This window comes from Nonomuraea rhodomycinica (assembly GCF_013363995.1).
GTDB classification, from domain to species: domain Bacteria; phylum Actinomycetota; class Actinomycetes; order Streptosporangiales; family Streptosporangiaceae; genus Nonomuraea; species Nonomuraea rhodomycinica.
The window spans coordinates 276,596-302,386 of the sequence record NZ_JABWGO010000009.1; the positions used below are offsets into that span (position 1 = coordinate 276,596).

A 25,791-nucleotide genomic window follows, 5' to 3' on the forward strand; every position below is an offset into this window, starting at 1 on the left:
ACTTTGCCAAGTCGTTGGGAGCAATCACCAAAAAGCCGTAGTCTGGCGCTCATGTGGTCACAGAGAAGGGTGGTGGACGACGGCCTCGCGACGAGAGGACTGGTCCACGACCCGCGCCCGCCGGGCGAGATGTGTGACGCACAGCCGTACCTCCTTCACGCGGCCCGGCACTTCGGTGAACCGACCGAACGCCTATGCCCGGTGTGCGGAAGGCGGAACGTCACCAACGTGACCTATGTCTACGGGGATGCCCGGGGTCGGCATGCGGGTCAGGCAAAGGCGACGTCAGATCTCGTCGAAATGGACCATGATGACGACGAGATCCGCGTGTACGTCGTCGAGGTCTGTCAAGGTTGCTCCTGGAACCACATGACGGTCTCGTTAGTCCTCGGCAACGGACCGCCGGATCTCGTCGGCCGAGAGTAGAGACCGAAGGCGGTCAAGGCGCCCACGCCCACCCCGCCGTGCTATCCGACGACGATGCGAGGACGTGTTGAGTTACAGCCATGACGAGGGGACGGCCCGCCCGGGAAGGCGCCGTCGCTCCGGCTCATCCCGTTCCGTTCCCCAGCCCCAGACGCCGCAAACCGGCGACTCCGGCTGGGAGAGCGCCCCGCCTCCGCGTCGTCCGGAGGCCGCCTACGAGGACACCGGCGCCATGGCGGCGCACTCGTACGAGCAGCCGTACGAACCCGTCAGGCGCGCCCCCGAGCGGCGCGGCCCCGCGGCACCACCGCCTGCGACCGCCGCGATGCCCGCCGAGCCCGGCCCGCGCGCGCCCGGGCGCCGTGAGGGGCGGCGGCGCAGCGACCAGGAGACGATGGTCAGCGAGGCGCCGCGCCGCGCCCGCGGCCGTGGCGCAGGCGGCCCCGGCGGCCCGGGTGGTCCCGGCGGTCCCGGCGGGCCGGGAGGTCCCGGCGGTGACGGCGAGCCTCCGCGCAAGGGCCGCGGCGACAAGCCGGCGTGGCGCAGGTTCCTGCCGAGCTGGAAGATCGTGCTGGCCGGCTTCGCGGTCGTCACCGCGGGCGTCTTCGGCATGATCGCGGTGGCGTACGCCAACATGCCCGTCCCGACCCAGGACCAGGTCCAGGACACGGTGGACGACATGGGCAGCGTCATCTACTACGCCAACGGCAAGGACGTCCTGGCGAAGCTGGGCACCAAGCGCGTGCCCGTGAAGATCGACCAGATCCCGCGGCACGTCCAGGACGCGGTCATCGCGGCCGAGAACAGCTCCTTCCGCGAGGACTCCGGCATCTCCTTCTCCGGCATGGTCCGCTCGGTGATCAGCACGGTCTCCGGCTCGCAGGTGCAGGGCGCCTCCACCATCACCCAGCAGATGGCCCGCAACTACTACGACGGCCTCTCCCAGGAGCGCACCGTCGAGCGCAAGATCAAGGAGATCTTCGTCGCGGTCAAGCTCAACAAGGAGCTCGACAAGGACACGATCCTCGAGCAGTACCTCAACACCATCTACTTCGGGCGCGGCGCGTACGGCATCGGCGCGGCGGCCCAGCAGTTCTTCCGCACGTCGGTCACGAAGCTGACGCCCGAGCAGGGCGCCTACCTGGCCGGCCGCATCCAGAACCCCGACGCGTTCGACCGGGCCGAGATCGCGGGCAACATGAAGCCCACCGAGGAGCGCTACGTCTACGTGATCGGGCAGATGGCCAAGCTCGACCCCAAGGCGTACGGGAGCCTGCCGTCCAAGTCGCCGACCTCGCCCAAGCGCAAGAAGGCCAGCAACAAGGACTACTACAAGGGCCTGACCGGCTACATGGTCGAGGCCGTCATGAACGAGCTGAGGAACAAGTACAAGATCACTGAGGAGGACGTGAAGACCGGCGGTTACCGGATCACTTCGACGTTCGACAAGCGCCTGATGTACGCCGCCAGGGACGCCGTCAACAAGCACACCGCCGGCCTGCCCGGCGAGATCAACGCGACCATGGCGGCCGTCGACCCGACCAACGGCCGGATCGTGGCCTTCTACGGCGGCGACGACTACGAGAAGGACTCCTGGGACGACGCCTTCCTGTCGCAGAAGCAGGCCGCCTCGGCGTTCAAGCCGTACGTGCTCGCGGCGTGGCTCGACTCCGGCTACAGCCTCAACAGCTACCTGCCGGCCAAGGGGCCGCTCAAGCTCGAGGGCACCACGCCCATCAACAACGACCACGCCTCGGGCGCCTCGTCGATCGACGTCGTCAACGCCACGGCCCACTCGGTCAACACGGCCTTCGCCAAGATGGGGGAGAAGGTCAGCCTCGACAAGGTCATCGAGATCGCCAGCCGCGCCGGGCTCAGCAAGGACCGGCTGGAGGACGCCAGGAACCGCCACCACTACCTGATCACGATCGGCTCCGGGCAGGTGACCGCGGTCGAGCAGGCCGGCGGCTACTCGATCTTCGCCAACGCCGGCCGGCACTACGACAACCACGTCATCATCGAGGTGCGGGACCGCGACAAGCGCGTGAAGTACCGGGAGAAGAGGACCTACGCCCAGGTCATCGCCCCCGACTCCGCCGCCGACGCCACCGTCGCCCTCCAGGCCGTCGTCAAGCAGGGCACCGGCCGCAACGCCGCCCTCTACGACCGGCCCGTCGCCGGCAAGACCGGTACCAACAACGAGAACAAGGAAGCCTGGTTCGTCGGCTTCACCCCGCAGCTGTCCACCGCGGTCGGCATGTTCCGCCAGGAGTGCCGCACCAAGGGCGGCAAGGTCATCCAGCCGGTCAACGACAACTGCCCGTGGTGGCGGGGCAAGAACCCGGCCAAGGAGAAGAAGTACACGCCGCAGAAGCCGTACACCACCGCGTACGAGGTGCCGCTGGGCAGCGCCTTCCAGGGCGCCACGTACCCCGCGGCCATCTGGAAGTCCTTCATGACCGAGGCCATGAAGGGCCAGAAGGTCGAGCAGTTCCCGGCCCGCGTCAACACCGGCGTCCCCGAGAACCTCGCGCCCAAGCCCGTGCCCACGCCCACGGCCACCAAGGAGCCGGACGAGGAGCAGCCGGACGACGTGACCTGCGTCATGGACCCGTGCAACGACGACGACACCGGCCGCATCATCACCATCGACCCGAACCAGAACAACGGCTTCGACGAGGACAACGGCCTGCTCGGCGGTGGGCAGGATCCCGGTATGCCGCCGTACGAGCAGCCCGAGCCGATGCCCACAGGGCGCGAGCAGTGGTGAAGACCGAACCGGTGGGTGACGGTCCGGTGGGTGACGGACCACTGGGTGACGGCGCGGTGGACGAGCCGGTCCACCGGCCGCCGCTCTTCGCGCGCGCCGTGCCGTACCTGCCCCTGGCGCTGTTCGCGGCGCTGGGGGCGAGCATGGCGTACGTCTTCAGGCTGCCGTGCCGTACCGGCGGGTGGAACGACCAGGTCTCCACCTACACCAACTTCTGCTACACCGACATCTACCCCCTGTACTTCGACCGGCAGCTCGCCACGCAGAGCCCGTACTTCGCCGACGTGCCGTTCGACAAGCAGGTCGAGTACCCCGTCGTGCTCGGCGAGGTCATGCAGGTCTTCAGCCGGATCGCCCGCTGGCTGGAGCCCGACCCCGTCCAGCAGGCGGTCCGCTTCTACGACGGCACGGTCGTCTTCCTCGGCCTCTGCCTGGTCGCCGGGGTGCTGCTGATGGCCGCCGTGGCCGGGCCCACGCGCCGCTGGGACGCCCTGTGGTACGCGCTCGCGCCGTCGGTGATCCTGGCCGCCTACATCAACTGGGACCTCGTGGCCGGCGCGCTGTCGATGGGCATGCTGCTGGCCTGGGCCAAGCACCGGCAGGTGGCGGCCGGGGTGCTGCTCGGCCTCGCGATCGCGACGAAGTTCTACCCGCTGATGTTCGCCGGGGCGCTGTTCCTGCTCACGCTGCGCACCGGGCGCTGGCGGCCGTTCCTCGTCACGATGGGCTCCGCGGCGGGCGCGTGGCTGGTCGTCAACGTGCCGTTCATGGTGTTCGCCTGGGACGGCTGGCGGCGCTTCTACGTCTTCTCGCAGGAACGCGGGGTGGACTGGGGCTCGCCGTGGCTGTTCTTCCAGAACAAGGGCTGGCCGGTCCTCGGCGAGGCCGACGTCAGCACGCTCGGCATGGCGTCGCTGGCCCTGCTGTGCCTGGGCATCGCGGTGCTGACCCTGGCCGCGCCGCGGCGGCCCCGGCTGGCGCAGATCTGTTTCCTCGCCCTGGCCGCGTTCATGATGACGAACAAGGTGTGGTCGCCGCAGTTCGTGCTCTGGCTGGTGCCGTTCGCGGTGCTGGCCCGGCCCAACTGGAAGCCGCTCGTCCTCTGGCAGCTCGCCGAGATGTGGTACTTCTTCGCCATCTGGCTCTACCTGCTCTCCCAGCCGCCGCTCAGCCGCGACGACCTGGGCATCGGCGACGACACGTACTTCACCGCCGTCTGGGGGCGGGTCATCACCATCGTGGTGATGATGGCCTTCGTGGTGCGTGACATCCTGCGCCCGCACAAGGACGTCGTGCGGCAGGCGGGCGTGGACGACCAGACCGGCGGCGTGTTCGACGGCGCCCCCGACAGGTTCACGCTCGTCCCCTCGTACCGGTGATCACCCGCTCGGCGGCGCGCGACGCGCTGCTGATCTGGTTCGGCTCCCGGGCCGGGCTGCTGGTCGCGACGCTGCTCGGCTCGGCCCTGAACGCCTACGTGGCCCGCTGGAAGCAGTGGGACGCGGGGTTGTTCGTCGTCATCGCCCGCCACGGCTACGACGGCGACCCCGCCGCGCCGCCCGACGCGGGCCTGCCCGCGTTCTTCCCCGGCCTGCCCGCGGTGTTACGCCTGGTCCACCTGGTGGTGCCCGACTGGACGGCGTGCGGGCTGATCGTGTCGCTGGTCGCCGGGGCAGTGGCCATGGTCGCGCTGGCGCGGCTGGCCGAGTTGGAGGGCGCGCCGGGCTGGATGGCGGTGCTCGCGCTGCTGCTGTTCCCCACGGCCGTGTTCCTGGCCGCGGGCTACAGCGAGACGCTGTTCCTGGCGTTCGCGATCCCGGCGTGGCTGGCCGCCCGGCGCGGGCGGTGGACGGTGGCCGTCGTGCTCGCCGCCGGCGCGTCGTGCGTGCGCATCACCGGGCTGTTCCTGGCCGTCGCCCTGGTCGTGGAGTACGTCCTCCAGCGGCGCACCCGTGAGCTGCCGTCACGGCCGGCCCCGTGGCCGCTGCTCGCCGTGCCGTTCCTGCCGCTGGCGTGCTACTCGTACTTCCACTACAGCCGCTCCGGCGACTGGCTGGCCTGGAAGCACGCGCAGGAGGCCGGCTGGGGCAGGCAGACGGTCTGGCCGTGGGAGTCGTGGACCACGACGTGGCACGCGGCGCTCGGCCGCGACGACTTCGCGGTGGCGTTCCGCATGGAGCTCGCCGGAGCGGTGCTGGCGGTGGCCGCGCTGGTCTGGCTGGCCGCGCGGCGCCGGTGGAGCGAGGTCGTCTACACCGGGCTCCAGGCGGCGGCCCTCATGACGTCGGCGTACTACCTGTCGATCCCGCGCTCGCTGCTGCTGTGGTTCCCCCTGTGGACGGCCGTCGCGGCGCTGGGAGCGCGGCGGCCGTGGACGCTCGTGGTGTACGGGCTGGTCGCGGGGCCGCTCATGGTGCTGAACGCGGGGCGCTTCCTCAGCGGCGCGTGGGCCGGCTGAGCGGCCGGCAAGTTCCTGTACCCAGTTTCGCGGCTCGGTAATCCAGGGAAGTTATCCACAGGCTGTGTGTTTCCCGTGTCCGGGACTCCGCATGGCCGCCGCCTGGAGGTTCTAGAGGTTCTCGCGCAGGAACGCGATGTCGGCCGCCTGTCCCTCGGCCGGCGTCTCCACCACGATCGGCGCGCCGGCCGCCCGGCACACCGCGAGGATCAGCTCCGGGTCGATCTGCCCCTTGCCCAGGTTGGCGTGCCGGTCGGCGCCCGAGTCGAACGCGTCGCGCGAGTCGTTGCAGTGGACCAGGTCGATCCGGCCGGTGATGGCCTTGACCCGGTCCACCAGGTCGACCAGCTCCTCTCCGCCCGCGTGCGCGTGGCAGGTGTCGAGGCAGAAGCCCACGTCGAACCCGTCGAGCGCGTCCCACAGCCGCGCGATGCGCTCCAGCTTGCGCGCCATCGCGTTGCCGCCGCCCGCGGTGTTCTCGATGAGCACCGGGATCGGGCACTCCAGCCGCTCGAACACCTTGCGCCAGTTGTCGAAGCCCGCCTGTGGATCGTCGCTCTTGTTGACGTGGCCGCCGTGGACGATGAGGCCCTTGGCGCCCAGGCCGGCCGCCGCCTCCAGGTGCTGGGCGAGCAGCTTGCGGCTGGGGATGCGGATCCGGTTGTTGGTCGTCGCCACGTTGACGAGGTACGGGGCGTGGATGAAGACGTCGACGCCCTCCACCGGCTTGTCGGGCAGCACGGGCTTGGCGTAGCCCTGGGGATCGCCGAGGAAGAACTGCACCACCTCGGCCCCGACCGCGGCGGCGTGAGCGGCGGGATCGTCCTGGCCGACGTGAGCTCCGATGCGCACCATGTCACCGAGCCTATCCGTTTGCCGTACCCCGGCCAGGGAAGTCGCCAGGCACCCCCTACCCGAGGAGAAGAGACGCATATGGCCCGATGGCGATGGCGCTCCTTAGTCGTCCTGATCTACGTCGTTATAGGCATCTATGTGGCCTGGGTGTACGACTACATCACCCCGGCGATCCTCAAGGACATCGCCGAGGCGTTGCTCGCGGTCTTCCTCTGGTTCCTGGTCCTGCTCGGTGTGGATCTGCACATCGGAGGATGACCCCATGGCGAAAGGACGGTCCCGGTGGTGGTTCCCGGGGCCGTCCTCACGTGTTCGGATCCGGTCGGGGGCTCAGGGAAGGAAGCCGCCGCGGGCGATGCCGAGGGCCACGCCCACGAACGACGCGACGATCCCGACGATGTTGAGGGCTCGCTGGGGAGTCGTCGCGGAGACGTACTGGGAGTAGAGGCCCGTCCCGAAGCCGAGGGTGCCCGCCCACGAGGCGACGACGTGACCGCCGGGGACGAACGCCGCGACGAAGGCCGTCAGACCGCACACGATCGTGACGACCGCCAGGGCGTTCTCCACCGGATGAGCTCGTCCGTCGCTGTTGAGCGAGAGCCGGAACCGCTGGTTTTCGGAAGGTTGGAGGATGTGTGGCACAACTATCACCCCCTGGTTTCCTACAGGCCTTCCCACAGGGACTCGGCTGGTAACCTGGTCAGGCTGCGTTGTGATGGGTGACCCGTCACCCCCGGGTGCCGAAAGGGGCACCGGGGTCCCGACGTCAGCGTCCTCCTGTCACGGCAGAGTGTCGTGACCGCAAGAGTCCAGAGGAGGTTGGAGTCCCGCATGCGTCGTTACGAAGTAATGGTCATTCTGGACCCTTCGCTCGATGAGCGCACCGTCGCGCCGTCCCTCGACCAGTTCCTCACCGTGGTCCGCAACGACGGCGGCACCGTGGAGAAGGTCGACGTCTGGGGCCGTCGCCGTCTCGCCTACGACATCGACAAGAAGTCGGAAGGCATCTACGCCGTCATCGACCTGTCCGCGGAGCCCGCGACGGTCAAGGAGCTCGACCGCCAGATGAACCTCAACGAGGGCATCCTGCGCACCAAGGTTCTCCGCCCCGACGTGCACTAAGCAGCTCGTCGCCCGGCTTTTTGTCGGGCGTCGGCCGTACTCTGAGCCGTAACCCAAAGCGAAGGCGTGCAGGAAGGCGAGCGCTGGCCATGGCAGCAGGCGACACCGTAATCACCATCGTCGGCAATCTTGTCGACGACCCCGAGCTGCGCTTCACCCCGACGGGGCAAGCGGTGGCCCGGTTCCGCATCGCGTCCACTCCGCGGTTCATGGATCGTCAGACCAACGAGTGGAAGGACGGCGAAAGCCTCTTCCTGACCTGCAACGTGTGGCGGCAGGCGGCGGAGAACGCCGCCGAGAGCCTCCAGCGCGGCATGCGGGTCATCGTGCAGGGGCGGCTCAAGCAGCGGTCCTACGAGACCAAGGAAGGCGAGAAGCGCACCGTCTACGAGGTCGAGGTCGACGAGGTCGGCCCGTCTCTGCGCAACGCCACCGCCAAGGTCAACCGCACCTCCCGTCAGGGCGGCGGCGGTGGCGGCGGCTTCGGTGGCGGCCCGGCCGACGACCCGTGGGCCTCCGCGTCGCCCGCCCCGCCCCAGGGCGGTGGCTTCGGCGGCGGTGGCGGCGGCTACCAGGGCGGCGGCCAGCAGAGCGGCGGCTTCGGCGGCGGCGGCGACTTCAGCGACGAACCGCCTTTCTAATCCCAGTCCACAAGCCCGAGACCATTCCCGCTTCACCGGCGGGGCTCTGAAAGGAGCACCACGATGGCCAAGCCGGCACTGCGCAAGCCCAAGAAGAAGGTTTGCCTGTTCTGCCACGACAAGATCTCCTACGTCGACTACAAGGACACGGCGCTGCTGCGGAAGTTCATCTCCGACCGCGGCAAGATCCGTGCGCGCCGGGTGACGGGCAACTGCACCCAGCACCAGCGCGACGTGGCGACCGCGATCAAGAACGCCCGTGAGGTGGCCCTGCTGCCTTACACGAGCACCGCGCGCTAAGGAGGTCTGACGACATGAAGCTCATCCTCACCAACGAGGTCTCCGGCCTCGGCGCCCCCGGCGACGTCGTCGAGGTCAAGGACGGCTACGGCCGTAACTACCTCATCCCGCGGGGCTACGCCATGCGCTGGACGCGTGGCGCGGAGAAGCAGATCGAGTCCATCAAGAAGGCTCGTGACGCTCGTGAGATCCGCGACCTGGGCACCGCCAAGGAGGTCGCCGGCCAGCTCGGCGCCCTGCGCGTGCGGCTGACCACCCGCGCGGGCGACTCCGGCCGCCTGTTCGGCTCGATCACCACGGGCGACGTCGCCGAGGCCGTCAAGGCCGCCGGCGGCCCCCTCCTCGACCGCCGCCGCATCGAGATCATCAACCCGATCAAGAGCGTCGGCAGCCACAAGGTCAGCGTCAAGCTGCACCCCGAGGTGTCGGCCTCGCTCGACGTCGAGGTCGTCGCCGGCTGACGCCAGGCACGCCTGTCGCACGGCCCCCTCTCCCTAGGTGGAGCGGGGGCCGTCCGCGTCCCCGGCCCCCTTCCCGACCACCCCGCCCACCTCAGGCTCGTCCCGCCCCTGGGTGTGGCCCGCCCGCCCTGGTGGTCGGCCTGCCTCCTCGTGGGCGGCCCGCCCCCTGGTGGTCGGCTCGCCCTCCCTGGCGGTCGGCCCGCCTCCCTGGCGGTTGGCCCGCCTCCCTGGCGGTTGGCCCGCCTCCCTGGCGGTCGATCCGCCGCCGTGGTGGTCGGTCCGTCCTCCTCGCGGTCGGCCCGGCCCGAGCGGTCGGCTCGCCGCCCGGTGGTCGCCCGCCTCCCTGATGGTCGGCCCGTCCTCTCGTGGTTGGCCCGTCCTCCTCAGGGTCGGCTCGCCCTCCCCGGTGGTCGGCCAGCCTCTTCGTGGGCGGCCCGCCCCCTGGGGGCCGGCTCGCCGCTCAAGGGGGGTCGCCCGTGTCCGGGAGGCTGACGGTGGCTCCCAGGCTCCTCGCCCGTCCCAGGGACCCTTCAACGGGGGCGAGGAGGGGGCCCGGTATGGGGTGGTATGAGCCCAGGTGGCGGCGTATTTCCTAGCGGGGCAGCGTACAATCGGCTCGTTCTTCCCCGCGTTCCCCTGGAGGCACCACCCATGGTCCGTCCCTCGACGCTGCTCGCGCTGGGCGCCCTCGCCGCGGCCGTCGCGTGCGCACCCGTCGACAACACGGCGACCAGCAGCGGCCCGAGCGCCGCCCCTGCGGCCACGGCGTGCACCAAGGACCAGCTCAAGCTGGTCAACGCGGGCAAGCTGACCATCGGCACCGACAAGCCCGCCTACGAGCCGTGGTTCAAGGACGACGACCCGAGCAACGGCCAGGGGTTCGAGAGCGCGGTGGCGTTCGCGGTCGCCGGTGAGCTCGGCTTCGACCGCGACGAGGTGCAGTGGAGCACGGTGAAGTTCGACTCGGCCTTCGCGCCGGGCGCCAAGCAGTTCGACTTCGACGTCAACCAGGTCTCGATCACCCCTGACCGGGCCAAGGCGGTCGACTTCAGCCACGGCTACTACACGGTCAAGCAGGCCGTGGTGGCGCTGGGCGACGGCAAGTTCGCGGGGGCCAAGACGCTGGCCGAGCTCAAGGACGCCAAGATCGGCGTGCAGGTCGGCACCACCTCGCTCGACGCGGTCAAGAACGTCGTGAAGCCCGCCGACGACCCCAACGTCTACAACGACCAGGTCGACGCCATCAACGCGCTGAAGAACAAGCAGGTCGACGCCATCGTCGTGGACCTGCCGACGGCGTTCTACGTCACGGCCGCGCAGGTCGAGGGCTCCAAGATCGTCGGCCAGTTCGGCGCGACGGGCGGCACGCCCGAGGAGTTCGGCCTGGTCATGGAGAAGGGCACGCAGCTCAAGACCTGCGTGGACAAGGCCGTGGACGCGCTGAAGTCCAAGGGTGAGCTGGCCAAGATCGAGCAGCAGTGGCTGGGCTCGGCCGCGGGCGCGCCCGAGCTCAGCTGACGACCGCCGCGTACGTCCATGACTGACATGCCGGCGGGCCCCGTCTGGGTCAAGAGCGAGCGGCAGGTGGAGCGGGAGCGGGTCCGCAGAGCGCGGGCCCGCCGCTCCGCGTCCATCGCCACGGCCTCCACGGTCGTCTTCGTCGTCCTCGTCGTGTGGGTGGTCACGAGCTCGCCGGGCTGGCCACGCGTCCAGGACACCTTCTTCAACCCGGAGCACTTCGCCCGCGCGCTGCCCGACGTCCTCAGCGGCTTCTGGCTGAACGTCAAGATCTTCCTGTTCGCCGAGCCGCTCATCCTGCTCGTGGGCCTGGCGGTCGCCCTGGTCAGGTCGACGCGGACGGCCGCGCTGTTCCCGGTGCGGGCCCTGGCCACGCTGTACGTCGACACCTTTCGCGGCGTGCCGACCCTGCTGGTCATCTACCTGGTCGGCTTCGGCCTGCCGGCGCTGCGCCTGCAGGGCATCCCGACCGACCTGACCACGCTGGGCGTCATCGCGCTGACGCTCTCGTACGGCGCATACGTCGCCGAGGTGTTCCGCTCGGGCATCGACTCGGTCCACCCGAGCCAGGTGGCCGCCGCCCGCTCGCTCGGGCTCAGCCACGGCAAGACCATGAGGTTCGTGGTGCTGCCGCAGGCCACCCGCCGGGTCGTGCCGCCGCTGCTGAACGACTTCATCTCGCTGCAGAAGGACACCGCGCTGGTGTCCACGCTGGGCGTGCTGGAGGCGCTGCGGCAGGCGCAGATCTACGCCTCCGGCAAGTTCAACTACACGGCCTACCTGGTGGCGGCCCTGCTGTTCATCCTGCTGACGATCCCGATGGCCCGCTTCACCGACTACCTGGCCGAGCGCACGCGGAGGAGGCGGGGGGCATGAGCCTGCTGAGCATCGAGGGCGTGTGGAAGAACTTCCACGGCCACAGCGTGCTGCGCGGCATCGACCTGGAGGTGCGCCCGCACGAGGTGGTCAGCCTGATCGGCGCGTCCGGCTCGGGCAAGTCCACGCTGCTGCGCTGCGTCAACCTGCTGGAGACCGTGGACGACGGCACGATCCGGCTGGAGGGCCGGGACGTCACCGACCCGCGGGTGGACGTGGACGAGGTGCGCAAGCGGCTCGGCATCGTCTTCCAGGCGTTCAACCTGTTCCCGCACATGACCGTGCTCGACAACATCACGCTGGCGCCGCGCCAGGTGCACAAGGTTCCGAGGGAACGGGCCGAGGAGGAGGCGCACGCGCTGCTCACCCGGTTCGGGCTGGCGCACAAGGCCACGTCGTACCCCGACCAGCTCTCCGGCGGCCAGCAGCAGCGGGTGGCCATCATCCGGGCGCTGGCGACCCAGCCGCGGCTGATGCTGCTCGACGAGGTGACCTCCGCCCTCGACCCGGTGCTGGTCGTGGAGGTGCTGGAGATCATCCGCGAGCTCAAGCAGTCGGGGATGACGATGATCCTCACCACGCACGAGATGGGGTTCTGCCGCGACATCTCCGACACGGTGTGCTTCCTCGACGGGGGCGTGCTGCTGGAGAAGGGGCCGCCGGAGAAGATCTTCAGCGACCCGGACGAGGCGCGCACCCGCGACTTCCTGCGCAGCGTCCTGGAGGCGCGGCGCCTGTAGCACCGCCTGTGGAACGACGAGGTGGGGGTCAGCGGCGGTGGCGGCCCCGGGCGGCGGCCGGCGGCTCCTCCCGGGGCGGCGCCAGCAGGCTGTGCCGCCGGCCGTACACCAGGTAGACCAGCATCCCGAACGCCATCCACAGCACGAACCAGGCCCACGTCGGCACCTGCAGGTTGACCATCAGCCAGAGCGTCGCCACCAGCGACAGGACGGGCACCAGCGGCGACAGCGGCACCCGGAACCCCCGGTCGAGGTGCGGCATCCGGCGGCGCATCACGATCACGCCCGCCGACACGAACAGGAACGCGAACAGCGCCCCCATCACGACGAGCTGCTGCAACGTGAACACGGGCGCGAAGGTGGCCAGCAGGACGGCCACGACGCCGATGACCAGCGTCATCCGCGACGGCGTGTGGTACCTCCGGCTGATCGCCGACAGGCCGCGCGGGATGAGGCCGTCGCGGGCCATCGAGAACAGCACCCGCGTCTGCCCCACGATCAGCACCAGGATCACGGTGGTCAGGCCGAGGACCGCGCCGATGTCGATGACGTGCACCATCCAGTCCACGCCGACGCCGCGGAACGCGCCGGACAGCGGCGCGTCGACCGAGATGCGCTGGTAGGGCACCATGCCGACCATGACCACGGCCACGGCGATGTAGATGACGGTGGCCACGACCAGGCTGCGGATCATGCCCTTCGGCACGGCGCGGGGCGCGTTGGCGGTCTCCTCGGCGGCGGTCGCGACGATGTCGAAGCCGATGTAGGCGAACGCGATGGCGGGCGCCGCCGCGAAGACGCCGGCCCAGCCGAAGGCGTGGCTCTGGCCGACGACGACGTCCAGCACGGTCGAAGGTGGCACGTCCAGCGGCTTGGGCGGGGCGTGCAGGTCGCCGAAGTTGCTCGCCCTGACGTGCAGGGCGCCCACCACGATGACGGCGCCGATCGCCAGCAGCTTGGCCGCCACCATGATCCACAGCGCGCGCAGGCCGATGCGCGCGTTGACCGCGACGACGCTCGTCAGGACGGCCAGGATGAACGCCGTGAGCGCGACGCCGACGACGTCGTGCCGGGGCAGGGCGATCCCGAAGTCGGCGAAGGCGCGCATGGTCAGCTCCGCCCACGCCTTGGCCACCACGGCGGCGGCCAGCTGCAGCTCCAGGATCAGCGCCCAGCCGATGATCCACGCCCACACCTCGCCGAAGATCACGTAGGTGAAGGTGTACGCGCTGCCCGAGGCCGGGATCATGGACGACAGCTCGGCGTAGCACAGGCAGGCGAGCAGGCAGGCGATGCCCGCGATCATGAAGGACAGGATCACGCCCGGCCCGGCCATGGTCGCGGCCTGCCGCCCGGCGATGCTGAAGATGCCCGCGCCGATCATCACTCCGAGCCCCAGCACGACGAGATCGGCCGGACGGTAGAGCTCGGCAAGGCTGTGCCGGGCGCCCGTGCGCAGACCGGTCGCCTCGGACGGCGGCAGGCGTCGGAGAATCGTGGACAAAGCACACCCCGCTCGTGGGTCTCGCCCACAGTGCCCCGATCACCCGCGCCACAGCAAGCACAGGACGATTACGCCCCGGTCACCAGCCAGGCAGTGCCCGCGGCCCGGCGGCCGAGCGTGATCAGACGTGCCACCATCCACACCCCGAGCGCGCACCAAAGAGCAACGATGCCGAAATCCGCCGCCACGAGGGCCGCCGGGAGGTACGCGAGCGTCGTCCACACCCCCGCCCAGGCGAGGTAGCGCTGGTCGCCCGCCCCGATCAGCACACCGTCGAGCACGAACACCACGCCGCAGATGGGCTGGAAGAGCGCCACGGGCCACAGCACGGCCAGGAGCTGCTCGGTGACCTGCGGATCGGCGTCGAACAGGCCGGGCAGCAGCGGCCGGCCCGCGATCACCAGCAGCGCGAGCAGCACACCGGACCACACGCCCCAGCGCACCATGCGGCCGGTCGCCTCCCTGGTCGCGACCGCGTCGCCGGCCCCGAGGGTGCGGCCGGTGATCGCCTGGCCGGCGATGGCGATCGCGTCCAGCGCGAAGGCCAGCAGCGTCCACACCTGGGTGGCGATGGCGTACGCGGCGAGCTGCGCCTCGCCCATCCTCGTGGCGATCACCATGGCCACGAGGAGCACGATCCGCAGGCAGACCGTACGGACCAGCAGCGCGAACCCGGCCGTGCCCGCCCGCCGCACGCCCGCCACGTCGGGGGCCAGCGGCGTGCCGAGCCGCCGGGCGCCCCTGACGACCACGGCCACGTACACGACGGCGCCGAGCGTCTGCGCCAGCACCGTGCCCCAGGCGGAGCCGGCGATGCCCCATCCCAGCCCGAGCACGAACCAGGCGTTCAGCGCCGCGTTGAGCGCGAACGAGCCCACGGCGACGACGAGCGGGGTCACCGTGTCCTGGAGCCCCCGCAGCACGCCGGTGCCGGCCAGCACGACGAGCATGCCGGGCGCCCCGATCAGGCTGACCCGCAGGTACGTGACGGCCTCGCCGGCCTGCTCCGGGCTCGCGCCGAACAGGTCCACGACGCCCGGCGCGAGCGGCCAGCCGAGCGCGATGAGGGCGAGGCCGATGGCCAGCGCCAGCCAGATGCCGTCCACGCCGTCGCGCATGGCCCGCGCGTGGTCGCCCGCCCCGGTGCGCCGCGCCACCGAGGCCGTGGTGCCGTACGCGAGGAAGACGCACAGGTTCACCATCGTGGTCAGGACGGTGCCGGCGACGCCGAGCGCGCCCACGGCGACGGTTCCGAGGCCGTGGCCGACGATCGCGTAGTCGGCCAGAAGGAACAGGGGCTCGGCCACCAGCGCGCCGAACGCCGGTACGGCAAGGCGGAGGATCTCCTTGTCCTGGCGTGTAATGGGCATTTACCTATTATGGGCCTTACCCGGCATGTCGGGCCAACTTTCTTTTCTCCACAGCCGGTGGACAACGTTTCCGCTGGTCGGCGACATGGCTGGGGAGATGTGAACAAGTTATCCCCAGGCTCGTCCACAGAGCTTTCACATGTTCGGCGCAGTCATACACAGGTTTCCCCCAGGGTTATCCACAGGCTGTCCACAGCCCGCGTTGCTCCCTGCCCGGGAAGCGGCCAAACTGTCAGACCGGTCGGCTACAAGTGGGGGTGGTGCGACCTAGGCGAGGCTGTTGAGGGGGCGCCGTGAGCATCGACGAGGAAACCGGCGCAGGCCCAGGCTTCGAGCGCACCCCGCCCAACAACATCGAGGCCGAGCAGTCCGTCCTCGGCGGCATGCTCCTGTCCAAGGACGCGATCGCCGACGTCGTCGAGATCATCCGCTCCGACGACTTCTACCGGCCCGCCCACCAGATGATTTACGACGTCATCACCGACCTGTACGGCCGAGGCGAGCCCGCCGACGCGGTCACCGTCTTCGACGAGCTGCAGAAGCGCGGCGAGATGGCCAGGGTCGGCGGCGCGGCCTACCTCCACACGCTGACGGCGGTCGTCCCCACGGCCGCCAACGCCGGCTTCTACGCCAAGATCGTCCGTGAGCAGGCCATCCTGCGCCGCCTCATCGAGGCCGGCACCCGCATCGTCTCCTTCGGCTACGGCGGCAACAACGAGGAGGTCGACGACCTCGTCGACCGCGCCCAGGCCGAGATCTACAAGGTCACGGAGCGCCGCACCTCCGAGGACTACGCCCCGCTGGCCGACATCATGCCGGGCGCCCTGGACGAGCTGGAGGCCATCGGCAGCCGCGGCGGCCAGATGGTCGGCGTCCCCACGGGCTTCCAGGACCTCGACCAGCTCACCAACGGCCTCCACCCGGGCCAGATGATCGTCGTCGCCGCCCGCCCGGCCATCGGCAAGAGCACCCTCGGTCTGGACTTCGCCAGGTCCGCCGCGATCAAGCACGGCATGACGACCGTCATCTTCTCCCTGGAGATGTCGCGCAACGAGATCACCATGCGTCTGCTCTCGGCGGAGGCGCGGGTGGCGCTGCACGCCATGCGTTCGGGCATGATGAGCGACGACGACTGGACCCGCCTGGCCCGCCGCATGAGCGAGGTGGCCGAGGCGCCGCTGTTCATCGACGACTCGCCCAACATGTCCATGATGGAGATCCGGGCCAAGTGCCGTCGCCTCAAACAGCGCAACGACCTGCGGTTCGTGGTCATCGACTACCTCCAGCTGATGAGCTCGCCCAAGAAGACCGAGAGCCGCCAGAACGAGGTCTCGGAGATCTCCCGTGCCATCAAGCTGCTGGCCAAGGAGCTGGAGGTGCCGGTCATCGCGATCTCCCAGCTCAACCGAGGCCCCGAGCAGCGCACCGACAAACGCCCACAGGTGAGCGACCTTCGTGAGTCGGGCAGCATCGAGCAGGACGCCGACATGGTCATCCTGCTGCACCGGGAGGACGCCTACGAACGGGAGTCGCCGCGCGCGGGCGAGGCCGACCTGATCGTGGCCAAGCACCGAAACGGCCCCACGGCGACCGTCACCGTGGCCTTCCAGGGCCACTACAGCAGGTTCGTCGACATGGCCCAGCACTGACCCGTCACCTGTGGCGACCGCCGAGACGGCTCACGCCGCCTCGTCCGTGGAATCGGCGGCGGGCACCAGCCGCACGCGGCCGGGCCGGGCCTGCTCGTCGGGGAAGACCCACTTCCGCAGCGCCCAGAAGCGGAAGACCATGGCGACCAGCGTGCCGATGATCTGAGCGCTCAGGAAGTCGGCGATCTCCTGGGTCACCAGGCTCACCTCCGGGGTCTCCAGCCGGAACACGTACCGGGAGATCCAGAGCGGCGCCGAGCTGAGCACCAGACCCACGCCGCTGACCAGGAAGAACAGCGCCGCCTCGTGGCGGCGCTCGCGGCCGCCCCTGGTCCGGAACGACCATTCGCGGTTCAACACGTACGACACGATCGTCGCCACGAGCACCGCGATGATCTTCGCGGTCACCGGCTTCGGTTCCAGAACGGTCAGCTTCAGCCCGTAGAACAGCGCGTTGTCCACCAGGAACGCCGTTCCCCCCACCACCAGGAACTTCAGCAGTTCACGGTGCTTCAGCGCGAGCGCGCGCAGCGGTTCCGGCACTCTCGCGACTACTGCCTTTGCTATTCGGAGCACCCTCGATCTTCTCACCAGCCGAACACCCCGGTGGCAAGATCTGTGCGGCGGGACGGCCGGCGCGTCAGGCCGCCGTGGGGCGGACGTCCTTCGAGGCCAGTGCCGGCACCACCGCCGCCAGCACGGCCAGCACCGCGCACCCGGCCGTCACCGCGCCGATCGCCGCCCACGGCATCGCCACCCACGGCAGCGTCCCCGGGATCGGCCCCGTGAGCTGGACCAGCGCCGTCCACAGGCCGAACAGGCTGAGCGTCGTGGCCAGCGCGGCGAGGACCGTGCCGACCGCCACCACCAGCAGCGCCTCGCCCATCACGTACCTCAGGACCTGACCCCGGGTCGCCCCCAGCAGGCGCAGCGCCCCGCGCTCCGCCGAGCGGTCCGAGGCGGCCATCAACAGGGTGTTGACCAGGGCGATCGCCGTGTACGCCAGCATGATGCCGAGCACCACCAGCAGGCCCAGCCGGCTGGCCGAGGCGCGGCCCGTGCCGAGCTGCCGCTCCCACGCGGCCTTGGTGAGGGCGCGGGCGTTGTGGCCCCGGGTGGCCCGCTGGAGCGCCGCCCCGACCTGGTCCGCCGCCGCGCCCGGCCGCAGCTTCACGTACGCCCGGTACGGCAGGGCGGAGAAGGCGTGGGCCGGGGTGAGGTAGGAGTCGGCGGCGGAGCGGGAGCCGAGCACGGCGGTGACCGTGAAGGTCGCCTCGCTGCCGTCGGCGCGCCACATGGTGAGGCTCTGGCCGACTCCCAGGTCCCACGTCTCGGACACCGCGATCGTGTCGTCGCGGAGCCCGGCCAGCGATCCCGCGAGGACCGGCACGTCCACGCTCCGGCGCAGGGCGCCCGGGTCGACGGCCTCGGCCGGCCGCCGGATCAGCGCGGTCCTGCCTTCGAGGGTGTAGACGCTGGTCGGTGTGACGGTGGTGACGTCCGCGCCGGGGACGGCCCGCAGCCGCCGTACGAGCTGCCGGTCGAGCCCGGCGGGGCCGGTGGGCAGCACCACGTAGTCGGCGCGGATCGGCCCGGCCTCCATCGCGGTCCTGGCGGCGTCGCTCATGGCGGCGGCGCCCAGCAGCGAGGCGGCGAGGCCGACCGTGACGAGGACGGGCGCGGCGGTCGCGGCGGTCTGCCGGGCGGAGGCCACCGCGCCGGCCGCGACGACGGTGCCGCCGGCGCCGCGCAGCCGCTCGACGGGCCAGGTGAGCAGCCTGGTGACCGGCCGTACCACGACGGGCGCGAGCAGGCCGACCGCGGCGATGAGCAGCATCAGGACCGGCATGTACGACTTGTTGCCGGTGGCGGACGACGGGTTCCCCACGGCCGTCATCGTCATGCTGACCAGGGCGGTGGCCAGGACGGCGAGGCCGGCGACCCAGCGGCCGGGCGTCATGGCGCCCTGCTCGACACCGGACTCGCGCAGCGCCTCGGCGGGCGGCACCCGGCCGGCCCGCCGGGCCGACAGCACCACGCCGAGCACCGCCACGACCACCCCGGTGCCGAAGGCGACCCACGACGGCACCGAGGAGGTGCTGGGCACCAGCCAGCCGGGCGCCATCCCCAGGCTGACCAGCCAGTCCTGGATCGGGCGGGCGCCGAGAGGGCCGAGCAGCGCGCCGGCCGCGGAGGCGGTGACGGCGACCAGCAGGGCCTCGCCGTACACCATGCGCCTGACCTGCGAAGCGGTCGCGCCGATGGTGCGCAGCAGGGCGAACTCCCGCCGCCGCTGTCCCACCGCGAACGCGAACGTGGACGAGACCACGAAGACCGCGATGAAACCGGCGAACCCGGCGGCGATGCCGACGATGGTGTTGGCGTTGCCGCGCGCGTTCTCGTCGGCCGCGCGTGAGGGCTCCGCGAGCGCCCTGTCCTCGCCGGTCAGGACCCGCGCCTTGCCGCCGACCGCCGCCTCGACCTCCGCGGCGCCCTTCCACACGGCGAGCGCGGTGACCCGCGGGGACAGGCGTACGGCCTGCGCGTCGGAGAAGAAGACCGTGGCCTCCGGGCCGGGCGAGGTGATGCCCACGACGGTGTACGGCCGGGCGCCGTCGGCGGTGACGACCGAGACCTGCTCGCCGATCCGCGGACCGGGGACGGACGCGACCCCGCCGCCGGTCACGGCGATCTCGTGTGCCGCCCCGGGGGCGCGGCCGGAAACCAGCCGGTGCGGCGCCGTCCTGGCGGCCGACCAGGGACGGCCCACGGCGGGCGGCCCTCCGGCGAGCTGGGCGGGGAAGGCCCGGTCCACGACCGCTCCCGGGAGCCGGCCGGCCAGGTCGGCGGGGACGCCTCGGGGCTCGGCGAGCGGCGCGCTGCTGCCGCCCTGCCAGGTGGGGACGGTGAGCCGGTCGTCCGGCACGACGACGACGGGCGCGGCGGCATAGCGCTGCGGGCCGCGGTCGGGGGAGCCGACGGTGGTGGCGAGCACCTGGCCGAGCGCGGCGATCAGTGCCGCGCCGAGCGCGAGCGCGGCGAAGGTCCCGACGAACGACATCCACCGGGTCCGCAGGGTGGCGAGCGCGATCCTCAGCACGAGGCCGCCTCCAGCTGGAGCATGCGGGTGGCGACGAGTTCGGCGGTGGGGTCGGCCAGCTCGCCGTACACGCGCCCGTCGGCCAGGAAGACCACCCGGTCGGCGTACGACGCTGCGACCGGGTCGTGCGTGACCATGACGATGGTCTGGGCGTGCCTGTCCACCAGCGCCCGCAGGAGCTGGAGCACCTCCCGGCTGGTGTTGGCGTCGAGGGCGCCGGTCGGCTCGTCGGCGAACAGCACCGCGGGCCGCGTGACCAGGGCCCGCGCGATCGCCACGCGCTGCTGCTGCCCGCCGGACATCTCGGCGGGCCGGTGCCCGGCCCGGCCGGCCAGCCCCACGGCGGCCAGGCTCTGCCGTACCAGCTCCGGATCGGGGCGGCGGCCGGCCAGGCGCAGCGGCAGGCCGACGTTCTGGGTGGCGGTGAGCGACGGCAGCAGGTTGAACGCCTGGAAGACGAACCCGATCCGGTCGCGGCGCAGCAGCGTGAGCTGCTTGTCGGAGAGCCCGGAGAGGTCGCGCCCGTCGACCGTCACCTGCCCGGAGGTGGGCCGGTCCAGCCCGGCGGCGCACTGCAGCAGCGTCGACTTGCCCGAGCCGGACGGTCCCATGACGGCCGTGAACGTTCCGGTCCTGAAGGCGATCGTCACGTCGTCGAGCGCGGTGACGCCGTGCGCGTACTGCTTGGTCACGGAGGTCAGCTCGACCCCTTGCATGAGATCCACGCGCAGCACGCTAGGGACGCCGGGTTCGGCCGGGTACCGGACGAGTGACTAGGATTCCCCGGTGCTCATGGGACGCGCCGACGACCAGGCGGCACTGGACGCCCTGCTGGACGAGGCCCGTGAGGGGCGCAGCGCCGCGCTGGTGATCCGCGGCGAGCCGGGGATCGGCAAGACCTCGCTGCTGGCGTACGCGGCGGAGCGGGCCGAGGACATGACCGTGCTGCGCGGCACCGGCATCGCGACCGAGGCGGAGATCCCGTTCTCCTCGCTGCACCTGCTGCTGCGCCCGGCGCTCGCCCGCGTGGACGCGCTGCCCGAGCGGCAGGCGGCGGCGCTCAGGGGCGCGCTCGGCATCGGGCCGGCGGGCCGGGACGACGAGCTGCTCGTGGGCCTGGCGGTGCTGTCGCTGCTGTCGGAGCTGGCCGAGGAGCGGCCCCTGCTGTGCCTGGTGGACGACGCGCACTGGCTGGACACGGCGTCGGCGGGGGCGTTGCGGTTCGCGGCCCACCGTCTCCACGCCGAGGGGGTCGTGCTGCTGTTCGGCGCCCGGGACGGCTTCGACGCCGCGGGCCTGCCGGAGCGCGCGCCGGCCGGGCTCGACCGGGAGAGCGCCGCGCGGCTGCTGGCCGAACGCGCGCCCGGCCTCGACGGGGCGTTGCGCGAGCGGGTCATCGAGGAGAGCGGCGGCAACCCGCTCGCGCTGCTCGAACTGCCCGAGAGCGCGCCCGTCCAGGGCCCGCTGCCGCTGCCGCGCCGCATCCAGGAGGCGTACGCCGCGCGCATCGCCGCCCTGCCGGAGGCGGCGCGGACCGTGCTGGTGCTGGCCGCGGTCGAGGACGGCGGCGAACTTCCCGTGATCATGCGGGCGGCCGAGGAGCTCGGCGTCGCCCCCATGGCCCTGGGCACGGCGGAGCGGTCCGGCCTGATCCGGGTCGAGGGGACGCGGGTGACGTTCGCGCACCCGCTGATGCGGGCCGCGGCGTTCCGGCACGGCACGTTCGCCGAGCGGCTGGCGATGCACCGGGTGCTCGCCCGGCTGCTCGACGGGCGGCCGGACCGGCGGGCGTGGCACCTGGCCGCGGCGGCGACGGGCCCGGACGAGACCGCCGCGACAGCGCTGGAGCAGGCCGCGGAGCGGGCCAGGGAGCGCGGCGGCGACGCGGGGGCGTCCGCCGCCCTGGAGCGCGCCGCGGAGCTGACGGAGGAGACGGCCGTGCGGGCGCGCCGCCTGACCTCCGCCGCGGTGGCCGCGGCCGACGCCGGCCAGCCGGTACGGGCCAAGGACCTGGCCGAACGCGCCGGCCGGCTGGAGACGGACCCCCGTTCGCTCGCGCGGCTCTCGGAGCTGCGGGCCCGCCTGGCCTTCGACGAGGGCGCGCCCCATCTCGCCCACGACCTGCTCGTGTCCGGCGCGGAGGCGGTGGCCGAGGCGGACCGCGTCATGGCCGGTGCGATGCTCATCGACGCCGCCCGCAACGCCTGGCAGCTCAGCGACCCGGGCCGGGTCGCTGAGGCGTCCGACCGGCTCCACGCGCTCGGGCTGCGGCCCGGCGACGGGCTCGGCCCCGCCATCGACGCGGTGACGGGCGCGGCCGAGTTCCTGGCCAAGGGGCCCGCCGGGGCGCTGGCCACCATGCGCGGCCTGGTCGCCGACGGCGGCCGGATCCGCGAGGGCGCGCACGCGCTGCGGATCAACGCCGCCTTCGTCGCCGGGCTGGTCGGCGACTTCCAGGCCGGGCGCGACCTCTCGGCGGCCGTCGTGGCGGAGTGCCGGGCGCGCGGCGAGATCGGCAGGATCCCGCTGGCCCTGCTGACGCTCACGGCCTCGGACCTCTACCTGGGCCGGTTCAACGACGCCGTGGCCGGCGCCGCCGAGGGGCTGCGGCTGGCTGCCGACACCGGCCAGCCGAACCGGGCCGGCTACCTCGAAGGCATGCTCGCCTGGATCGCCGCCGTGCGCGGCGACGCGGCCGAGTGCGCCCGGCTGGCCGCCCGCTGCCGCGACCGGTTCGACGCCAACCGGATCGTCAACGGCCTTGCCTGGGCCGACTGGGCGCTGGCCCTGCTGGACCTCGGCCACGGGCGCTTCGCCGAGGCGCTGGACCGCCTCGACGCCGCCGTGGAGGGGCCGGTGCGCCACCAGATCCAGGCGGTGTACTTCGCGCCCGACCAGGTCGAGGCGGCCGTACGGCTGGGGGCTCCGGCCGGCGAGCCGCTGCGGCGCTTCGAGGAGTGGGCACTGGCCTCCGGCCTCGACTGGGCCGGGGCCGTTCTCCACCGGTGCCGGGCCCTGCTCGAACCCGACTGGGACACCGCCCACGAGCACTTCCGCGCCGCCGTACGGCTGCACGCCGACAGCGGACGGCCGTGGGAGGCCGCGCGGACCCGGCTCGCCTTCGGCGAGCGGCTGCGCCGGGAGCGGCACAAGGGCAGCGCCCGGCCGCACCTGCGCGCGGCGCTGGAGACGTTCGAGCGCCTGGGCGCCCGGCCGTGGGCCGAGCGCGCGCGCACGGAGCTGCGGGCGGCGGGCGACACCAGCGCTCCGGCCGGACGTGAGGAGACGGTCTCGGCGCTGTCGCCCCAGGAGCTGCAGATCGTCCGGCTGGCGGCGGCCGGGCTGACGAACCGGGAGATCGGGGCGCAGCTCTTCCTCAGCCCGAAGACGGTCAGCTACCACCTCTACCGGGCCTTCCCCAAGCTCAACGTGGTGAGCCGGGCCCAGCTCGCCGGCCTCGACCTGTCCTGACCGTCCGCGCGGATGGTCCGGTGTGACGCACCAGACAGGCCGCTCCGGAATCGCGGCCGATCATCACGGTGCTGCACCAGACGGAAGCAGTGAAGGGAGCAGGCCATGTCCATCCTCATCGCCTATGACGGTTCAGCCGACTCGCGCGCCGCGATCGAGTTCGCGGCCAAGCACCTGGCGGCGGAGCCCGTGGTCGTCGTGACCGTCTGGGAGCCGCTGCTGGTGCAGCTCAGGAGATATCCGCTGGCCGACGTCGCGGCGATCAAGGACGGCGCGGACGAGTGGCGCGAGCTGGCCGAGGCGCACGCCAAGGAGGGGGCCGAGCTGGCGCGGGCCTCCGGCATCGCCGAGGTGACGTACCGCGCCGTGGCCGACCGCGAGTCGATCTGGAAGACGATCGTGGACGTGGCCGACGAGCTGGACGCCTCGCTGATCGTCACCGGCTCGCGCGGCCTGTCGGAGACCCGGTCGGTGCTGCTGGGCAGCGTCTCGAACCATGTGCTGCACCACGCGCGCCGCCCCACGCTGATCGTCCCCCCGCGGCCGAAGACCCCGTAGCCGGCCCCGGCCGTCCGGGGTCAGGCGGTGCGGCAGCCTTGGGCGGAGGTGGGGACGCAGGCCCGGACGAGGTGGGTGTCGAGGCGCCTGGCCCCCGGGCCCTCGTCGCCCAGCCGGTCGTACTGGTTGGCCAGCGCGCACCGGTCGAGCGACAGGCAGCCGCAGCCGATGCAGTCGGTCAGGTCGTCGCGCAGGCGCTGGAGCTGCTCGATGCGGTCGTCGAGCTCTCCGCGCCAGGCGGCCGAGAGCCGGGCCCAGTCGGCGCGCGTGGGGGTGCGCTCCTCGGGGAGCGTCTCCAGCGCCTCCTTGATGGTCTTCAGCGGGATGCCGATGCGCTGGGCCAGCCGGATGAAGGCGACCCGGCGCAGCGTGTCACGGGTGTAGCGGCGCTGGTTGCCCGCCGTGCGGCGGCTGTGGATGAGCCCCTTGGCCTCGTAGAAGTGCAGCGCCGACACGGCGACGCCGCTGCGCTCGGCGAGCTGCCCGACGGTCAGTTCCTTGGTGTTCCACGGGGCCCTGGTCATACCTGAACTATAGTTCAGGATCGCTCGGCCGCTCGAAGAAGGTCTCCAGCACCACGACGGTCTGCGTGCTGGTCACGCCCTCCACCTCGAACACCTGCCGCAGCACCCGCTGCAGGTCGCGGGTCGTCGCCGTGCGCACCTTGAGCAGGAGCGAGGCGGGGCCGGCGATGACGTGCGCCTCCTCGATCGCGGGGATGTCCCGCAGCCGCTCGGCGGTGTCGCCCATCCACGTGCTGCCGTCCACGAGCACGTACGCCGTCACCGGCCGGCCGAGCTCGGCCGGGTCGACGTCGACGGTCGTGCGCCTGATGACGCCGCGCTCGCGCAGCTTGCGCACCCGCTCGTGCGCCGCCGCGCCGGACAGCCCCACGGCCTGGCCCAGCGAGGCGTACGAGCGGCCGGCGTCGTCCTGGAGCAGCCTGACGAGCTTCCTGTCGATCTCATCCACGGCCAGATGCTATCCGGAAATATCGGCGTTTGACCAAACAGCATCCGGTGCGGTTGGCTTCGAGCATGATGGATGTGATCCCCACGCAGTTCGAGGTCCTGGACGAGCGCTTCGCCCGCGTCGCCGGCGACGACGTCGTCGAGCGGCTGTACACCGGCACCCGCTGGGCCGAGGGCCCCGTCTACTTCCCGGCCGGCCGCTTCCTCGTCTGGAGCGACATCCCCAACGACCGCATGCTGCGCTGGGACGAGTTCACCGGCGCCGTCGGCCCGTTCCGCACGCCCTCCGGCTACACCAACGGCAACACCCTCGACCGCGAGGGCCGGCTGATCTCCTGCGAGCAGGGCAACCGCCGCGTCACCCGCACCGAGCACGACGGGTCGATCACCGTCCTCGCCGACCGCTGGCAGGGCAGGAGGCTCAACAGCCCCAACGACGCGGTCGTGCGCTCCGACGGCTCCGTCTGGTTCACCGACCCGTCGTACGGGATCAGCAGCGACTACGAAGGCGTGCGGGCCGAGCAGGAGATCGACGGCTGCCACGTCTACCGGATCGACCCGGTGACCGGCGAGGCGCGCGTGGTGGCCGACGACTTCGAGCGGCCGAACGGGCTGGCGTTCTCGCTGGACGAGCGGCTGCTGTACGTGGCCGACACCCGGCGCCGCCACATCCGCGTCTTCGAGGTGACCGGCGACGGGACCCTGGGCAAGGGCCGGATCTTCGCGGAGGGGGCGGCCGGCGAGGCGTACGACGGGATGCGGCTCGACGACACCGGCCGCCTCTGGGCGGCGGCGGGCAGGTCGGTGCACTGCTACGACCCCGACGGCACGCTGATCGGCCGGCTCTGCCTGCCCGACAACATCGCCAACCTGGTCTTCGGCGGGCTCAAGCGCAACCGGCTCTTCGTCGCCGCCTCCACCTCGCTGTACTCGATCATGCTGAACGTCACGGGCGCCCGCCCCGTCTGGGCCTGACGCCCGCCGCGCGGTGCTCACTCCCA

Annotated in this window: 25 protein-coding genes; 16 read left to right on the forward strand and 9 right to left on the reverse strand. The window is 71.7% G+C overall.

All coding sequences use genetic code 11. The features are described from left to right. Nucleotides 1-51: 51 nt before the first annotated feature. From HT134_RS31295 to HT134_RS31310, 4 genes are all read left to right on the forward strand, one after another. Nucleotides 52-426, forward strand: a complete 375-nt coding sequence (locus HT134_RS31295; RefSeq protein ID WP_175604062.1) for a DUF5318 family protein — start codon at nucleotides 52-54, stop codon at nucleotides 424-426. Nucleotides 427-658: 232 nt separating this feature from the next. Beyond that, nucleotides 659-3,196, forward strand: coding sequence for a transglycosylase domain-containing protein (locus tag HT134_RS31300; RefSeq protein WP_175604063.1), 2,538 nt, complete (start codon nucleotides 659-661; stop codon nucleotides 3,194-3,196). Nucleotides 3,197-3,222: 26 nt separating this feature from the next. Next, nucleotides 3,223-4,575: a glycosyltransferase family 87 protein gene (locus HT134_RS31305; protein WP_312888582.1), complete on the forward strand. Its 1,353-nt coding sequence runs from the start codon at nucleotides 3,223-3,225 to the stop codon at nucleotides 4,573-4,575. Beyond that, a complete protein-coding gene (locus HT134_RS31310; RefSeq protein ID WP_175604064.1) occupies nucleotides 4,572-5,654 on the forward strand; it encodes a mannosyltransferase family protein in 1,083 nt (360 codons plus the stop codon). Before HT134_RS31305 ends, HT134_RS31310 begins: the two co-directional genes overlap by 4 nt. 111 nt (nucleotides 5,655-5,765) lie before the next feature. Here HT134_RS31310 and HT134_RS31315 read toward each other — a convergent pair whose 3' ends face one another. Then, nucleotides 5,766-6,509, reverse strand: coding sequence for a deoxyribonuclease IV (locus HT134_RS31315; protein ID WP_175604065.1), 744 nt, complete (start codon nucleotides 6,507-6,509; stop codon nucleotides 5,766-5,768). 78 nt (nucleotides 6,510-6,587) lie between these two features. On the opposite strand from HT134_RS31315, the gene HT134_RS31320 reads away from it, so the two are divergent. After that, nucleotides 6,588-6,767, forward strand: coding sequence for a hypothetical protein (locus tag HT134_RS31320; protein WP_175604066.1), 180 nt, complete (start codon nucleotides 6,588-6,590; stop codon nucleotides 6,765-6,767). Between the two features lie 72 nt (nucleotides 6,768-6,839). On the opposite strand, the gene HT134_RS31325 is transcribed toward HT134_RS31320, so the two are convergent. Next, nucleotides 6,840-7,076 (reverse strand): hypothetical protein, encoded by a 237-nt coding sequence (locus tag HT134_RS31325; RefSeq protein WP_312888585.1) that lies wholly within the window; start codon nucleotides 7,074-7,076, stop codon nucleotides 6,840-6,842. 264 nt (nucleotides 7,077-7,340) lie between these two features. Between HT134_RS31325 and rpsF the strand changes: the two genes are divergently transcribed. From rpsF to HT134_RS31360, 7 genes are all read left to right on the forward strand, one after another. Beyond that, nucleotides 7,341-7,631 carry a 30S ribosomal protein S6 gene (rpsF, locus tag HT134_RS31330; RefSeq protein WP_026214314.1) on the forward strand — a complete coding sequence of 97 codons (291 nt, stop codon included), beginning with the start codon at nucleotides 7,341-7,343 and terminating at the stop codon, nucleotides 7,629-7,631. An 89-nt stretch (nucleotides 7,632-7,720) separates the two neighbouring features. Then, nucleotides 7,721-8,272, forward strand: a complete 552-nt coding sequence (locus HT134_RS31335) for a single-stranded DNA-binding protein (RefSeq protein WP_175604067.1) — start codon at nucleotides 7,721-7,723, stop codon at nucleotides 8,270-8,272. 63 nt (nucleotides 8,273-8,335) lie between these two features. Further along, a complete protein-coding gene (rpsR, locus tag HT134_RS31340) occupies nucleotides 8,336-8,572 on the forward strand; it encodes a 30S ribosomal protein S18 (protein ID WP_020543048.1) in 237 nt (78 codons plus the stop codon). Between the two features lie 14 nt (nucleotides 8,573-8,586). Further along, nucleotides 8,587-9,033, forward strand: a complete 447-nt coding sequence (rplI, locus tag HT134_RS31345; protein WP_175604068.1) for a 50S ribosomal protein L9 — start codon at nucleotides 8,587-8,589, stop codon at nucleotides 9,031-9,033. 651 nt (nucleotides 9,034-9,684) lie between these two features. Next, nucleotides 9,685-10,551, forward strand: coding sequence for an ABC transporter substrate-binding protein (locus HT134_RS31350; protein ID WP_175604069.1), 867 nt, complete (start codon nucleotides 9,685-9,687; stop codon nucleotides 10,549-10,551). 18 nt (nucleotides 10,552-10,569) lie between these two features. Then, nucleotides 10,570-11,427, forward strand: coding sequence for an amino acid ABC transporter permease (locus HT134_RS31355; protein WP_246365901.1), 858 nt, complete (start codon nucleotides 10,570-10,572; stop codon nucleotides 11,425-11,427). Then, nucleotides 11,424-12,167 (forward strand): amino acid ABC transporter ATP-binding protein, encoded by a 744-nt coding sequence (locus tag HT134_RS31360; RefSeq protein ID WP_175604070.1) that lies wholly within the window; start codon nucleotides 11,424-11,426, stop codon nucleotides 12,165-12,167. The genes HT134_RS31355 and HT134_RS31360 overlap by 4 nt, the downstream gene beginning before the upstream one ends. A 28-nt stretch (nucleotides 12,168-12,195) precedes the next feature. Here the strand turns inward: HT134_RS31360 and HT134_RS31365 are convergent, their stop codons facing one another. Together HT134_RS31365 and HT134_RS31370 are read right to left on the reverse strand one after the other, a co-directional pair. Beyond that, nucleotides 12,196-13,671, reverse strand: coding sequence for an APC family permease (locus HT134_RS31365; protein ID WP_217708584.1), 1,476 nt, complete (start codon nucleotides 13,669-13,671; stop codon nucleotides 12,196-12,198). Between the two features lie 68 nt (nucleotides 13,672-13,739). Further along, the gene (locus HT134_RS31370) at nucleotides 13,740-15,041 is read right to left on the reverse strand and encodes an MATE family efflux transporter (RefSeq protein ID WP_175604071.1); all 1,302 of its coding nucleotides are present in this window, start codon (nucleotides 15,039-15,041) and stop codon (nucleotides 13,740-13,742) included. A gap of 293 nt (nucleotides 15,042-15,334) precedes the next feature. Here HT134_RS31370 and dnaB point away from each other — a divergent pair, with 293 nt between their 5' ends. Beyond that, nucleotides 15,335-16,690, forward strand: coding sequence for a replicative DNA helicase (dnaB, locus tag HT134_RS31375; RefSeq protein WP_175604072.1), 1,356 nt, complete (start codon nucleotides 15,335-15,337; stop codon nucleotides 16,688-16,690). A gap of 30 nt (nucleotides 16,691-16,720) precedes the next feature. Here the strand turns inward: dnaB and HT134_RS31380 are convergent, their stop codons facing one another. The 3 genes from HT134_RS31380 to HT134_RS31390 all read right to left on the reverse strand — a co-directional run bounded on the left by HT134_RS31380 (nucleotide 16,721) and on the right by HT134_RS31390 (nucleotide 20,506). After that, a complete protein-coding gene (locus tag HT134_RS31380; protein WP_312888587.1) occupies nucleotides 16,721-17,233 on the reverse strand; it encodes a GtrA family protein in 513 nt (170 codons plus the stop codon). Between the two features lie 97 nt (nucleotides 17,234-17,330). Then, nucleotides 17,331-19,790, reverse strand: a complete 2,460-nt coding sequence (locus HT134_RS31385; RefSeq protein WP_175604074.1) for an ABC transporter permease — start codon at nucleotides 19,788-19,790, stop codon at nucleotides 17,331-17,333. Next, a complete protein-coding gene (locus tag HT134_RS31390) occupies nucleotides 19,784-20,506 on the reverse strand; it encodes an ABC transporter ATP-binding protein (protein ID WP_175604203.1) in 723 nt (240 codons plus the stop codon). Before HT134_RS31390 ends, HT134_RS31385 begins: the two co-directional genes overlap by 7 nt. Before the next feature lie 76 nt (nucleotides 20,507-20,582). Between HT134_RS31390 and HT134_RS31395 the strand changes: the two genes are divergently transcribed. Both HT134_RS31395 and HT134_RS31400 read left to right on the forward strand, forming a co-directional pair. Next, nucleotides 20,583-23,261 carry a helix-turn-helix transcriptional regulator gene (locus HT134_RS31395; RefSeq protein ID WP_175604204.1) on the forward strand — a complete coding sequence of 893 codons (2,679 nt, stop codon included), beginning with the start codon at nucleotides 20,583-20,585 and terminating at the stop codon, nucleotides 23,259-23,261. A gap of 105 nt (nucleotides 23,262-23,366) precedes the next feature. Further along, on the forward strand, nucleotides 23,367-23,819 hold the full coding sequence (locus HT134_RS31400; RefSeq protein ID WP_175604075.1) for a universal stress protein: 453 nt from the start codon (nucleotides 23,367-23,369) through the stop codon (nucleotides 23,817-23,819). A gap of 20 nt (nucleotides 23,820-23,839) precedes the next feature. Here the strand turns inward: HT134_RS31400 and soxR are convergent, their stop codons facing one another. Both soxR and HT134_RS31410 read right to left on the reverse strand, forming a co-directional pair. After that, nucleotides 23,840-24,343 (reverse strand): redox-sensitive transcriptional activator SoxR, encoded by a 504-nt coding sequence (soxR, locus tag HT134_RS31405; RefSeq protein WP_175604076.1) that lies wholly within the window; start codon nucleotides 24,341-24,343, stop codon nucleotides 23,840-23,842. 7 nt (nucleotides 24,344-24,350) lie between these two features. After that, nucleotides 24,351-24,791, reverse strand: a complete 441-nt coding sequence (locus tag HT134_RS31410) for an Lrp/AsnC family transcriptional regulator (RefSeq protein WP_175604077.1) — start codon at nucleotides 24,789-24,791, stop codon at nucleotides 24,351-24,353. Nucleotides 24,792-24,856: 65 nt separating this feature from the next. On the opposite strand from HT134_RS31410, the gene HT134_RS31415 reads away from it, so the two are divergent. Then, entirely contained in the window at nucleotides 24,857-25,765 is a 909-nt protein-coding gene (locus HT134_RS31415; RefSeq protein ID WP_175604078.1) for an SMP-30/gluconolactonase/LRE family protein, read from the forward strand. Nucleotides 25,766-25,791: the final 26 nt, after the last annotated feature.

Excerpts from the sequence above, each read along its gene's own strand:
- HT134_RS31370 (WP_175604071.1), bottom strand. The coding sequence starts at position 15,041 with ATGCCCATTACACGCCAGGACAAGGAGATCCTCCGCCTTGCCGTACCG.
- HT134_RS31295 (WP_175604062.1), top strand. The coding sequence starts at position 52 with ATGTGGTCACAGAGAAGGGTGGTGGACGACGGCCTCGCGACGAGAGGA.
- HT134_RS31400 (WP_175604075.1), top strand. The coding sequence starts at position 23,367 with ATGTCCATCCTCATCGCCTATGACGGTTCAGCCGACTCGCGCGCCGCG.
- HT134_RS31315 (WP_175604065.1), bottom strand. The coding sequence starts at position 6,509 with ATGGTGCGCATCGGAGCTCACGTCGGCCAGGACGATCCCGCCGCTCAC.
- HT134_RS31415 (WP_175604078.1), top strand. The coding sequence starts at position 24,857 with ATGATGGATGTGATCCCCACGCAGTTCGAGGTCCTGGACGAGCGCTTC.
- rpsR (WP_020543048.1), top strand. The coding sequence starts at position 8,336 with ATGGCCAAGCCGGCACTGCGCAAGCCCAAGAAGAAGGTTTGCCTGTTC.
- soxR (WP_175604076.1), bottom strand. The coding sequence starts at position 24,343 with ATGACCAGGGCCCCGTGGAACACCAAGGAACTGACCGTCGGGCAGCTC.
- HT134_RS31320 (WP_175604066.1), top strand. The coding sequence starts at position 6,588 with ATGGCCCGATGGCGATGGCGCTCCTTAGTCGTCCTGATCTACGTCGTT.
- HT134_RS31350 (WP_175604069.1), top strand. The coding sequence starts at position 9,685 with ATGGTCCGTCCCTCGACGCTGCTCGCGCTGGGCGCCCTCGCCGCGGCC.
- HT134_RS31395 (WP_175604204.1), top strand. The coding sequence starts at position 20,583 with ATGGGACGCGCCGACGACCAGGCGGCACTGGACGCCCTGCTGGACGAG.
- rplI (WP_175604068.1), top strand. The coding sequence starts at position 8,587 with ATGAAGCTCATCCTCACCAACGAGGTCTCCGGCCTCGGCGCCCCCGGC.
- HT134_RS31360 (WP_175604070.1), top strand. The coding sequence starts at position 11,424 with ATGAGCCTGCTGAGCATCGAGGGCGTGTGGAAGAACTTCCACGGCCAC.
- HT134_RS31335 (WP_175604067.1), top strand. The coding sequence starts at position 7,721 with ATGGCAGCAGGCGACACCGTAATCACCATCGTCGGCAATCTTGTCGAC.
- HT134_RS31300 (WP_175604063.1), top strand. The coding sequence starts at position 659 with ATGGCGGCGCACTCGTACGAGCAGCCGTACGAACCCGTCAGGCGCGCC.
- rpsF (WP_026214314.1), top strand. The coding sequence starts at position 7,341 with ATGCGTCGTTACGAAGTAATGGTCATTCTGGACCCTTCGCTCGATGAG.
- HT134_RS31390 (WP_175604203.1), bottom strand. The coding sequence starts at position 20,506 with ATGCAAGGGGTCGAGCTGACCTCCGTGACCAAGCAGTACGCGCACGGC.
- HT134_RS31355 (WP_246365901.1), top strand. The coding sequence starts at position 10,570 with ATGACTGACATGCCGGCGGGCCCCGTCTGGGTCAAGAGCGAGCGGCAG.